At 72.7% G+C, this 11,169-nt stretch carries 11 protein-coding genes and 1 pseudogene; 10 read left to right on the forward strand and 2 right to left on the reverse strand.

What is annotated here, in order from left to right:
* The first annotated feature begins 7 nt into the window (after window positions 1-7).
* The 4 genes and pseudogenes from GRC12_RS01570 to GRC12_RS45255 all read left to right on the forward strand — a co-directional run.
* Window positions 8-406 carry a 6-pyruvoyl trahydropterin synthase family protein gene (locus tag GRC12_RS01570; protein ID WP_208776785.1) on the forward strand — a complete coding sequence of 133 codons (399 nt, stop codon included), beginning with the start codon at window positions 8-10 and terminating at the stop codon, window positions 404-406.
* Window positions 403-1,593, forward strand: a complete 1,191-nt coding sequence (locus tag GRC12_RS01575) for a glycosyltransferase family 4 protein (protein WP_208776786.1) — start codon at window positions 403-405, stop codon at window positions 1,591-1,593. The genes GRC12_RS01570 and GRC12_RS01575 overlap by 4 nt, the downstream gene beginning before the upstream one ends.
* Entirely contained in the window at window positions 1,590-2,696 is a 1,107-nt protein-coding gene (locus GRC12_RS01580) for a class I SAM-dependent methyltransferase (protein ID WP_244371883.1), read from the forward strand. Before GRC12_RS01575 ends, GRC12_RS01580 begins: the two co-directional genes overlap by 4 nt.
* Window positions 2,693-3,823 (forward strand): annotated as a pseudogene (locus GRC12_RS45255) (lysylphosphatidylglycerol synthase transmembrane domain-containing protein); the annotation flags it as partial. The gene GRC12_RS01580 and the pseudogene GRC12_RS45255, both read left to right, overlap by 4 nt.
* A 122-nt stretch (window positions 3,824-3,945) precedes the next feature.
* Here the strand turns inward: GRC12_RS45255 and GRC12_RS01585 are convergent.
* Window positions 3,946-4,710 carry a creatininase family protein gene (locus GRC12_RS01585; protein WP_208776787.1) on the reverse strand — a complete coding sequence of 255 codons (765 nt, stop codon included), beginning with the start codon at window positions 4,708-4,710 and terminating at the stop codon, window positions 3,946-3,948.
* A 38-nt stretch (window positions 4,711-4,748) separates the two neighbouring features.
* On the opposite strand from GRC12_RS01585, the gene ribA reads away from it, so the two are divergent.
* From ribA to GRC12_RS01605, 4 genes are read left to right on the forward strand one after another with little or no spacing between them, the layout of a single operon-like run.
* Window positions 4,749-5,408, forward strand: coding sequence for a GTP cyclohydrolase II (ribA, locus tag GRC12_RS01590; RefSeq protein ID WP_208776788.1), 660 nt, complete (start codon window positions 4,749-4,751; stop codon window positions 5,406-5,408).
* 11 nt (window positions 5,409-5,419) lie between these two features.
* Window positions 5,420-6,559: an NAD(P)/FAD-dependent oxidoreductase gene (locus GRC12_RS01595; RefSeq protein WP_208776816.1), complete on the forward strand. Its 1,140-nt coding sequence runs from the start codon at window positions 5,420-5,422 to the stop codon at window positions 6,557-6,559.
* Window positions 6,556-7,602, forward strand: coding sequence for a saccharopine dehydrogenase (locus tag GRC12_RS01600; protein WP_208776789.1), 1,047 nt, complete (start codon window positions 6,556-6,558; stop codon window positions 7,600-7,602). Before GRC12_RS01595 ends, GRC12_RS01600 begins: the two co-directional genes overlap by 4 nt.
* Window positions 7,603-7,606: 4 nt before the next feature.
* Entirely contained in the window at window positions 7,607-8,761 is a 1,155-nt protein-coding gene (locus GRC12_RS01605) for a saccharopine dehydrogenase family protein (protein ID WP_208776790.1), read from the forward strand.
* Window positions 8,762-8,767: 6 nt separating this feature from the next.
* Here GRC12_RS01605 and GRC12_RS01610 read toward each other — a convergent pair whose 3' ends face one another.
* On the reverse strand, window positions 8,768-9,997 hold the full coding sequence (locus GRC12_RS01610; RefSeq protein WP_208776791.1) for a serine hydrolase domain-containing protein: 1,230 nt from the start codon (window positions 9,995-9,997) through the stop codon (window positions 8,768-8,770).
* A gap of 171 nt (window positions 9,998-10,168) precedes the next feature.
* Here GRC12_RS01610 and GRC12_RS01615 point away from each other — a divergent pair, with 171 nt between their 5' ends.
* Complete coding sequence (locus GRC12_RS01615; RefSeq protein ID WP_208776792.1) at window positions 10,169-10,606, forward strand: PPOX class F420-dependent oxidoreductase; 438 nt, start codon at window positions 10,169-10,171, stop codon at window positions 10,604-10,606.
* A 152-nt stretch (window positions 10,607-10,758) separates the two neighbouring features.
* Window positions 10,759-11,169, forward strand: a complete 411-nt coding sequence (locus GRC12_RS01620) for a VOC family protein (RefSeq protein WP_208776817.1) — start codon at window positions 10,759-10,761, stop codon at window positions 11,167-11,169.

The following is an 11,169-nucleotide window of genomic DNA, read 5'->3' on the forward strand; positions in this document are numbered from 1 at the left end:
TCGTCCGTTGTTCAGTGTCACCGTCCGCGATCACATCATGATCGCCCACAGCTTCCGCGGCGAGGTCTTCGGACCCGCGCAGCGCCTGCACGGAGCGACGTTCCTGGTGGACGCCACCTTCCGGCGCGAGCAGCTGGACGACGACAACATCGTCGTCGACATCGGACTGGCCACCCAGGAACTCGGCGCCGTCGTCAGCGAGCTGAACTACAGAAACCTCGACGACGAACCCGCCTTCGCCGGGACCAACACCTCCACGGAGTTCCTCGCCAAGGTCATCGCCGACCGGCTGGCCGAGCGCATCGAGAAGGGCGCGCTCGGTGAGGGCGCCAAGGGCATCGCCCGGATCGCCGTCACCCTGCACGAGTCGCACATCGCCTGGGCGAGTTACGAGCGTGCCCTGTGACCGACGTGACCCTGGAGAAGGTGGGGAACCCGGCGCTGGGCTATGTGCCCGTGCAGCACGCCGCCGTCAAGAAGGCCGAGATCCTCACCATGTCCCTGCGTTCCGTGCACTTCGTCATGCCGGGCGGTGTCGACGATCCGGCCGCGCCGAGCGGCGGCAACGCCTACGACCGGCGGGTGAGCCTGGATCTGCCCGGTTTCGGCTGGCAGGTCCACAAGCACGCGGTGGCCGGCGAGTGGCCCCGGCCCGGGGCGGCGGCCCGCGAGGAACTGGCACGGACGCTGCGCCAGTTCCCCGACGGGGCGGTCGTCCTGCTGGACGGGATCGTCGCCTGCGGGGTGCCCGAGATCGTCGTACCGGAAACGGAGCGGCTGAATCTCGCCGTGCTGGTGCATCTGCCGCTCGGTGACGAGACGGGCCTCGAGCCCGCGGTGGCCGCCGAGCTGGACGCCAAGGAGCGGGACGTGCTGCGGGCCGTGCCCGCGGTCGTCGCCACCAGCGACTGGGCGGTCCGCCGGCTCGTCTCGCACCACGGGCTCGCCCCCGAGCGGGTCCATGTCGCCGCCCCCGGCGCCGACATCGCGCCCCTCGCCTCCGGCACCGACGGTGTCTCGCGGCTGCTGTGCGTGGCCGCGGTGACCCCGCGCAAGGGGCAGCACCGGCTGGTGCAGGCGCTGGCCGCGGCGGCCGACCTGCCGTGGAGCTGCGTGTGCGTCGGCGGACTCGGGCAGGACCCGGAGTACGTCGCCCATCTGCGGCAGCTGATCAGGGAGAACGGTCTGGAGGGCCGTATCGAGCTGGCGGGGCCGCGGGCCGGTGCCGAGCTGGACGCCAGCTACCACGCCGCCGACCTGATGGTGCTGACCTCCTACGCGGAGACGTACGGCATGGCGGTCACCGAGGCCCTGGCACGCGGCATCCCGGTGCTCGCGACGGACGTCGGGGGCCTGCCCGAGGCGGTCGGCCGCGCCCCCGACGGCGGGGTGCCCGGCATCCTCGTGCCGCCGGAGGACCCCGCCGCCCTCGCCGCCGAACTGCGCGGCTGGTTCGGCGAGGCCGATGTACGACGCCGGCTGAAGGCCGCCGCCCGGGGCCGGCGGGCCGCCCTGGACGGCTGGGCGACCACGGCCCGCAGCCTCGCCGGAGTACTGGGCCGGCTGCCGAGCGAACCCAGGAGGGCGGCATGAGCAGGACCGCACCGGCGCAGACCGGCGGAAAGATCCCGGCACAGCCGGGTCCGAGGCAAATGGTTCGGGGGCAGCAGATGGCAACGCAGGCGGCGGACACCCGCACGAACGCACAGGACCGGACGGCCGCGACGGACACCGGGCGACAGCCGGACGCGCCCGGTGGCAGCCTGGTGGCGGACGCCGCCGCGCAGGGCGTGATCCCCGGTGCCGGGCCCGTCCCGGGGGCCGGGGAGCGGGCCACCGTGCGGTTGCGGGAGACCGGGCCGGACGAGCCGCCGCGCTACGCGCCCGAGTGGCTGGAACTGCGGGAGCCCGCCGACGCCGGGGCCCGGGCGCACGATCTGCTGGACCCGCTGCGGATCCGGCTCGCCAACCTGCCCGGCAAGGCCGGGTACGTCATCCACGACCTTGGCTGCGGCACCGGCTCGATGGGCCGCTGGCTCGCGCCCCGCCTCGACGGCGCCCAGCACTGGATCCTGCACGACCGCGACCCCTACCTGCTGCACTTCGCCGCCGTCGCCTCCCCCCGCTCGGCCGCCGACGGCAGCCGGGTCACCGTCGAGACCCGGCGCGGCGACGTCGCCCGGCTCACCCCGGACGCCCTCGCCGGCGCCTCCCTGGTGACCGCCTCGGCCCTGCTCGACGTCCTCACCCGCGAGGAGATCGACACCCTCGCCGCCGCCTGCACCGGCGCGGGCTCCCCGGCCCTGCTGACCCTCTCGGTCGCGGGCCGCGTCGAACTCTCCCCGCCCGATCCGATGGACGAGGAGATCATGGAGGCCTTCAACGCCCACCAGCGCCGCGACGGGCTGCTCGGCCCGGACGCGGTCACGGTGGCCTGCGAGGCCTTCTCGGAGCGGGGCGCCACGGTACGGGTCAACCCGAGCCCCTGGCGGCTCGGCCCCGGCGAGGCGGCGCTGACCGCCCAGTGGCTGCGCGGCTGGGTCGGCGCGGCCGTCGAGGAGCGCCCGGAGCTGGCAGCGCGCGCAGAACGGTATCTGCACGACCGGCTGGCCGCCTGCGAGGCCGGCGAGCTCCGCGTCACCGTCCACCACAGCGACCTGCTGGCGCTGTCCCGGCCGGTGGGCGGGGCGTCATGAGCGTCGAGACGGTGCGGGCGTTCGTGGTGCGCGGCGCGACGAAGACCGGGCGGGACGTGGACGTCGTGTCCGGGGGCCGGACAAGTGTGGGCGCCGAAGGTCCCGCCCTTCGGGCACCGGCGGGCGTGCCGTCCGTCGTGGTCGAGGTGTGGGAGGACGGCGAGGACTGTCTCGCGGCGCGCGACGCGGCCCTGCGGGCGCGGGCCGGTGAACTCGCCGTCTCCGCGGACCGCATCGGCGTGATCGTCTCCTCCGCGCGGACCGGAACCCCGTCCGCCGCGCCCTGGTGGCGGAGCCTCCTGAACCGCCTCAACTCCCGTGTTCTGCGTACCCACTTCGGCTCGGTCGCCGGGGCCGTCATCCTCGGCGCCCTGCTGTGGCATCTCGGCACCGGGGTGCTGCTGGACGGGCTGCGGCGGATCGACGCCACGACGCTGGTGCTGTCCCTCGTGATCGGCGCCGTCACCACCGTGCTCAGCGCCTGGCGTTGGGCGCTGGTGGCCCGCGGGCTCAGGATCGAACTGCCGCTCGGCGCGGCCGTCGCCGACTACTACCGCGCCCTGTTCCTGAACGCAGCCCTGCCCGGCGGTGTCCTCGGGGACGTGCACCGGGCGGTGCGGCACGGGAAGGACGCCGGTGACCTCGGCCGCGGTGTGCGCACGGTGGTGCTCGAACGGGTCGCCGGACAGATCGCGCTGGCCGTCGTCGGTGGCGCGGTGCTGCTGACCCTGCCGTCCCCGGTGCGGGCCGAGGTGCGCAGCTTCGCCCCGCTGGTCGCGCTCGCCGTGGTGGGAGCGCTCGCCGTCGTCCTGGCGCTGCGGATGAACCGGGCGCCCTCCCGCCGCGGCCGCGCCCTGCGCGCGACGCTCGCCGAGGCCCGCGAGGGATTGTTCTCCCGCCGTAACGGGCCCGGAGTCGCCCTCTCCTCGCTGATCGTCATCGCCGGACACCTCGCCATGTTCGTGCTCGCCGCCCGCGTCGCCGGCTCCGGCGCCTCCGTCGCCGTCCTGCTGCCGCTGGCCGTGCTGGCGCTGCTCGCCATGGGCATCCCGCTGAACGTCGGCGGTTTCGGGCCCCGCGAGGGCGCCACCGCCTGGGCGTTCGGCGCGGCCGGACTCGGCGCGAGCAGCGGCGTGGCCGTCGCCGTGGTCTACGGCGTGCTCAGCTTCGTCGCCGCACTGCCCGGCGCGGCCGTCCTCGTCGCCCGCTGGTACGAGGGCCTGCGCGCCGGGACCGACGCCGGTGCCGGCTACCCGCGGTCGTCCGCCGACGTGAGCAGCGAGAAATACGCGCCGAAGGAATCCGCGAGGCTCGCCAGCAGTTCCTTCCCCTTTTCCGCGGAACCGAGCGACGGGCGTCCGATGACGCCCGAATCGGTATAGCCGGACATACCGAGGGTGAGCAGATGGCGACGGTCGTCCGCGACGAAATCGGAGGTCTCATAACCGGGCCGGAGGAATTCCGGGTGAGCGTGCAGAAGGACGGAGGTCTCGATTTCTCCCGCGTGCATGTCGGTCAGCAGCGAGGTGGTGACCCCCGCCCGCTGCCGAGCCGCTTCCCAGTCCTCGGCGGCCGGGAACAGCGCCATGCGCTCGCCGCGCGCGGAGGCTTCCTGGACGACGTTTCCCAGCACGTAGTTGCCGCCGTGCCCGTTGACGACCACCAGGACGTCGACGCCGGAGCGGCGCAGCGAGTCCGCAATGTCCCGAACCACCGCGTGGAGGGTCACCGAGGAGATGCTGACGGTACCGGGCCAGGCCGCGTGCTCGTGCGAGCAGGAGATCGTCACCGGAGGCAGGAGGTGCACCGGGTACGCCGCGGCGATCTCCCGGGCCACGGCACACGCGACCAGCGTGTCGGTCGCCAGCGGAAGGAACGGACCGTGCTGTTCGAAGCTGCCCACCGGAAGGACGGCGACCTGCGTTGAGACACCCGCCGCTCTGGTCCGTACCTCTTCCGTAGTGTCCGCCGGCACCAGCCCGTCCGCCGCCGTACGCGCGCCCGAACCACTCATTTCTTCACGGCCTTTCGTCTCTGTTTAGGAATCAGATCATGACAGATAAAATCGGCGTCCTCGGCAAGAAGTCCCCGCAGCGCACGGGTGTGGAACGGATCGTGAATGCACCGCTGCCCACGGTGTACGGGCAATTCCGGGCGGTGGGCTACATGGATCACGACCGCGGTGACGAACAAGTCGCCCTGGTGTACGGCGAGATCGGCACGGACGACGTTCTCACGCGGCTGCATTCCGAGTGCCTGACCGGTGACGCGTTCGGCTCCCAGCACTGCGAGTGCGGCGACCAGCTGGCCTCCGCGCTGAAGGCCGTCGTCGCCGAAGGCAGCGGCATCGTCGTGTACTTGAGGGGCCACGAAGGCCGCGGCATCGGTCTGCTGGCCAAGCTGAGGGCGATGGCGCTGCAGGCGGAGGGCCTGGACACGGTCGAGGCGAACCTGGCGCTCGGACTGCCGGTGGACGCCCGGGACTACGGCGTCGCCGCGGAGATCCTGCACGACCTGGGCGTGAACTCGGTCCGTCTGATGTCCAACAACCCGCGCAAGCGCGAGGCGTTGCTGCAGCACGGCATCAAGGTCGCCGAAACGGTCCCGCTGCTGATCCAGCCGTGCGAGAGCAACATCACCTACCTGCGCACCAAGCGGGAACGGCTCGATCATGTGCTGCCGCACCTGGACGCCGTGGCCCACCTCTCCTGAGCGCGGTGCGGATGCGGGCCGGCGCCGTGATCATCGGCGGTGGGGTGATGGGCGTGAGCATCGCCTACCACCTCGCCGCCGCCGGTGTCCGTGACCTCGTCCTCGTCGAACGGGACGAACTCGCCTCCGGCTCCACCTCGAAGGCCGCGGGCGGGGTACGGGCGCAGTTCTCCGACGAGCTCAACATCCAGCTCGGCGCGCGCAGTCTGGAGGCCTTCGGCCGGTTCCCGGAGGAGATCGGGTACGACATCGGGCTGCACCGGGTCGGCTATCTGTTCCTGCTGTCGACTCCGGAGGAGGTCGCCTCCTTCGAGGCGGGCGTAGGGCTGCAGAACTCCCTCGGCGTGCCCAGCCGCCTGATCACCCCGAAGGAGGCCCGCAAGCTGTCGCCGCTGATCAGCACCGACGGCCTGCTCGCCGCAGCCTTCTCCCCGGACGACGGCCACTGCACCCCCGAGGCCGTCGTCCACGGCTACGCCTCCGCCGCCCGCGCCCTGGGCGTGCGCATCCTGCGGCACACCGAGGCCACCGGCATCGAAACCCAGGGCAGCACCGTCACCGCCGTCTCCACCACCCTCGGCCGCATCGCCACCGACACGGTGATCTGCGCGGCCGGCCCCTGGTCCCGGGCGGTCGGCGCGATGGCCGGTGTGGAGCTGCCGGTGGAGCCGCTGCGCCGCCAGATCGCCGTCACGGAACCCGTCGCGGGCCTTGGGCCCGACCTGCCCATGACGATCGACTTCACCACCAGCCTCTACTTCCACGCCGAGGGCCCGGGTCTCCTGCTGGGCATGTCCGACCCCGACGAGCAGCCCGGCTTCGCCACCGACCCCCACGACCGCTGGATCCCCCGCCTGGCCGCCGCGATGCAACAGCGCGCCCCGGCCCTGCTCGACCTGCGCCGCACCGGCACCTGGGCGGGCCTGTACGAGATCACCCCGGACCACAACGCGCTGATCGGCGAGGCCACTTCCGTCTCCCGCTTCCTGTACGCCACCGGCTTCTCCGGGCACGGCTTCCTGCAGGGGCCCGCCGTCGGCGAGGTGATCCGCGACCTGTACCTGGGCCGCGTACCCTTCGTGGACGTCAGCCCCTTGAGCGCCGACCGTTTCGCGGCCGACGCCCCGCGCCCGGAGGCCAACCTCGTATGACAGAGCTCCACCTGTGGCTGCGCCACGAGGACCGCACGACCGAACGACGCACACCGATCGTGCCGTCCGACGCCCGTCGGCTCGTCGAGGCCGGAGTGACGCTGACGGTGGAGGAGTCCCCGCAGCGGATCTTCCCGATCGAGGAGTACGAGGCGGCGGGCTGCGCGGTCGCGGCCTCGGGGACGTGGGTGTCGGCGCCCCGAGACGCCGTGATCCTGGGCCTCAAGGAACTCCCGGACCGGCCAGTGGAACTGACTCACCGTCACATCTTCTTCGGCCACGCCTATAAGCGGCAGCCCGGAGCGGAGACCCTGCTGCGGCGGTTCGCCGCCGGGGGAGGCCGGCTCCTCGACCTCGAGTACCTGGTGGACGACGACGGCCGTCGGCTGGCCGCCTTCGGATTCTGGGCCGGCTACCTCGGTGCCGCCCTCGCCGTGCTCCAGCACCGGGGCAGGCTGGTCGCCCCCCTCACGCCCACCTCGAAGGAGGAGCTGGACGAGACGCTCCAACGCGCCGAAGGGGACGAGGAGTTCACGGCCCTGGTGATCGGCGCGCTGGGCCGCAGCGGCCGGGGAGCGCGCGTCGCCCTCCACACGGCCGGGATCGAGCCGACCTGCTGGGACCTGGCCGAGACCCGCGACCTGGACCGCCCGGCGCTGCTCACCCACGACGTCATGGTGAACTGCGTCCTCGCCACCAGCCCCGTCCCGCCCTTCGTGCGCGAGCAGGACCTCGACGACCCCGCCCGCCGCCTGCGCACCCTGTGCGACGTCACCTGCGACGTCGGCTCACCCCTGAACGTCCTGCCGGTCTACGACCGCACCACCGACTGGACGGAGCCGGCCCGCCGGCTGCGCAAGGAACCCCCGCTCGACCTCATCGCCATCGACAACCTGCCCTCCCTGCTGCCGCGCGAGTCCAGCACCGACTTCTCCGCGGCGCTGGTGCCGCAGCTGCTGGAGTTCGGGGTCGGCGGGCCGTGGGGCCGCTGTCTGGACCGGTTCCACCAGGCCTGCCGTGAACTCGGCATCGAGGAAGGGTAGTTCCGTGGCTGACCGCGTCGCCGCGAGCGGCACCGTCCACTGGATCGGCGCCGGCCTGTCCACGGGCAGCGGTCTGGCCCGCCTCTGCGACAGCGCCCCGCGCGTACGGCTGTGGCACCGCACCGAGGAACGCGCCGCCGAGGCCCTCGGCCGGCTGGGCCTCACCGGACGCGCCGAACCCCGTGCCTACACGCTCCCCGCGCTCGCCGCCGAACTGGCGCCCGGCGACGTCGTCGTGTCGATGCTGCCCGCACCCGAGCACACCGGCGTCCTGGCGGCCTGCGTGGCCGGCGGCGCGCACTTCGCCTGCTCCAGCTATGTCTCCGACGCCGTCCTGGAGCAGGTCCCCGAGGCCGCGAAGGCGGGCCTGGTCGTCCTCACGGAGGCCGGGCTCGACCCCGGCATCGACCACCTCTTCGCCCACAGCCTCGTCGACCGGGCCCGTGCGGCCGTCGGCGAGGCCACGGCGGCCTCGTACGCCTTCACCTCCTACTGCGGCGGCATCCCCGCCGTCCCGAACGACTTCAGGTACCGCTTCAGCTGGGCACCCGCGGGCGTCCTCAACGCGTTGCGCTCGCCCGCGCGTTACCTCGAGGACGGAGTGGCCGTCACCGCCGACCGGCCCTGGGAGGTCACCCGGCCGCACGTCCTGGACGGTGAGACCTTCGAGGTGTACCCGAACCGGGACAGCGTCCCCTTCGTCGAGCAGTACGGGCTGCCGGCCGCATGGCAGGCGCGTTCCTTCGTGCGCGGCACGCTGCGGCCGGCGGGCTGGCTGCGGGCCTGGGAGACGGTCTTCGATGAGCTGAAGGGCGGGGACGACGCCCGGATCGCCGCGCTGGCACGGGAGTTGGCCGACCGCTATCCGACCACGGACGCCGACCGGGACCGGGTCGTGCTCGCCGTCTCACTGGACGTGCGGGCGGGGCAGGGGCGGAGCTGGTCGGGGAGTTACCTCCTCGACCTGGTCGGTGACGCGAAGGAGAGCGCGATGGCCCGCTGCGTCTCCCGTCCCCTGGCCCTGGGCGTCCGCCACATCCTCGACCACACCCTGCCCGCGGGCCTGAACCGGGCGGCGGAGACGGCCGCCCGGTCGGAGCGGTGGCTCGGTGAACTGGCCGAGGAGGGGCTGGAGTTCAGCCTGCGCGCCGACCAGTAGGCGGGCTCAGCCGGTGACAGCCTCGTGCACCAGGCGCCTGAGGTCCGGGATGACCCCGAGCGGGGTCTTCGGCCGGACCTGGGTCATGAACTGCACGGTCAGTTCGCGGCGCGGATCGACCCAGAAGGTCGTCGACGCCGCGCCGCTCCAGCCGTAGGTGCCGAGGCTCGACGGGGTCGGGGTGCGGTCCGGGTCGATGACGACGGAGACCCCGAGCCCGAAGCCGACGCCCTCGTTGTTCGGCTCGTCGTGGGCCGGACGGCTGCCGAAGGCGCGCAGGTCGGCGCCGCCGGGCAGATGGTTCTCGGTCATCAGGTCGACCGTTCCGGACTTCAGCAGACGGACGCCGTCGAGTTCGCCGCGACGGCGCAGGAACTCCATGAAGCGGTGCATGTCGTGCGCCGAGGCCACCATGCCGCCGCTGCCGGACAGCAGACGGGGGCGTCCGCGCAACGGCAGCCCCGGGACCGGCTCGATGCCGCCACCCTCGGTCTCGCCGTACAACTCGGCCAGCCGGGGCGCCTGTTCGTCGGTGACGTGGAATCCGGCGTCGGTCATGCCGAGCGGGCCGAGGACGCGCTCCGCGAAGAACGCGTCGAGCGGCTGCCCCGAGACCACCTCGACGACCCTGCCGAGCACATTGGTGGCCACCGAGTAGTTCCACTCCGTGCCCGGTTCGAACTGCAGCGGCAGACCCGCGTACACGTCGACCGTCTCGGCGAGGTTCGTGCCCGGCACCACCGACGACTCCAGGCCGGCCGCGCGGTACAGGGCGTCGACGGGGTGGGAGTGGTAGAAGCCGAAGGTCAGGCCCGCGGTGTGGGTCAGCAGGTGGCGGATCAGGATCGGCCCGGACGCCGGGCGGGTGCGGACATCGGCCCCGGAGCCGCTCTCGTACACCCGCGGCTCGGCGAAGGCCGGCAGGTAGCGGGCGAGCGGGTCGTCCAGTGAGAGCCGGCCCTCCTCGACGAGGATCAGGGCGGCGACGGTGGTGACCGGCTTGGTCATGGAGTAGATCCGCCACAGCGTGTCCGGTTCGACCGGCAGTGCGGCCGCGACGTCGCGCCGGCCGTGGGTGGTGAGGTGGGCGACACGTCCGGAGCGGGCCACGGCCACCAGGTAGCCGGGCAGGCGTCCCTCGTCGACGAAGTGGGCGAGATGCTGGTCAAGGCGGTCCAGTGCCTTCACGTCCAGCCCGGCCTCTTCCGGGTCCACCTCTTGTCGCAGCTGTGCCATCGCTCTCCTCCGAATGCGCTCGTCGAGGCCCGGTGCGCGTGCCGCGTCACACGGGCCCCAGAACTCATCGTCGCGCAGGAACACGAGCCGGGTCCCCCTGTTGACCGGGATTGATCTCCGTAAGGGAGCGTTTTGGGAATGCGGGCGTCCGCCGGACGGGTTGAGTCCGGTATGACTCAGGACACACTGCTCGAGCTGCTCTCCGAACACCGTGGCGGAGTGCTGGTCACTCTCAAGCGCGACGGCCGTCCCCAGTTGTCGAACGTCAGCCACCACTACTACCCGGAGGAGGGCATCGTCCGGATCTCGGTCACGGACGACCGCGCCAAGACCCGCAACCTGCGCCGGGACCCCCGCGCCTCGTACCACGTCTCCAGCCCGGACCGCTGGGCCTACACGGTCGTCGAGGGCACCGCGGAGCTCTCGCCCGTCGCGAAGGACCCCCAGGACGACACGGTCGAGGAGCTGATCCGGCTCTACCGGGACGTGATGGGCGAGCACCCCGACTGGGACGACTACCGCGCCGCGATGGTCCGCGACGGCCGGCTGGTGGTGCGCCTGAAGGTGGACCGCGCGTACGGCATCCCGAAACGCGCCAACGAGGGCTGAGAGGGTTACGGCATCCCGATGCGCGCCGACCAGGGCTTAAGACGGTCACGCGGTCCTAGGGCTCCGGGCGCAGGGCGGACGACCGATGGTCCGGGGCGCACCGGCTGCCTAGGCTCACCGGAGAAGACAGCGCAGCTCAGGAAGAGGTCATGATGCCCGTCGACGGACGCAGCCACATTCGAGTCGCCCGGCCCTCGCGGGATCTCGCGGCCGCCGAGCGGTTCTGGGTCGAGGGGCTCGGCCTGAGCGTGGTGTGGCGGACCGAGGGCGGCCCGGAACCCGGCGAGCACGATCTGCTGATGGTCGGGTGGCCGGATGCGGGATGGCACCTGGAGCTGGTGCACGAGCCCGCCCGGCCGGTGGAACCCCGGCCCACCGAGGAGGACCTGCTGGTCGTCTACGTCGACGGGCCGGTGCCGGAGAAGCTGGTGGACCGGTTGGAGGCGCACGGCGGCAAGCGGGTGGCCTCGCCCAATCCCTACTGGAACCGGTGGGGAGTGACCGTCGAGGATCCGGACGGGTACCGGCTGGTTCTGTGCGAGCGGGGCTGGTCCAACGCGTGA

It is taken from the genome of Streptomyces griseorubiginosus (genome assembly GCF_017614965.1).
Classification (GTDB): Bacteria; Actinomycetota; Actinomycetes; order Streptomycetales; family Streptomycetaceae; genus Streptomyces; species Streptomyces griseorubiginosus_B.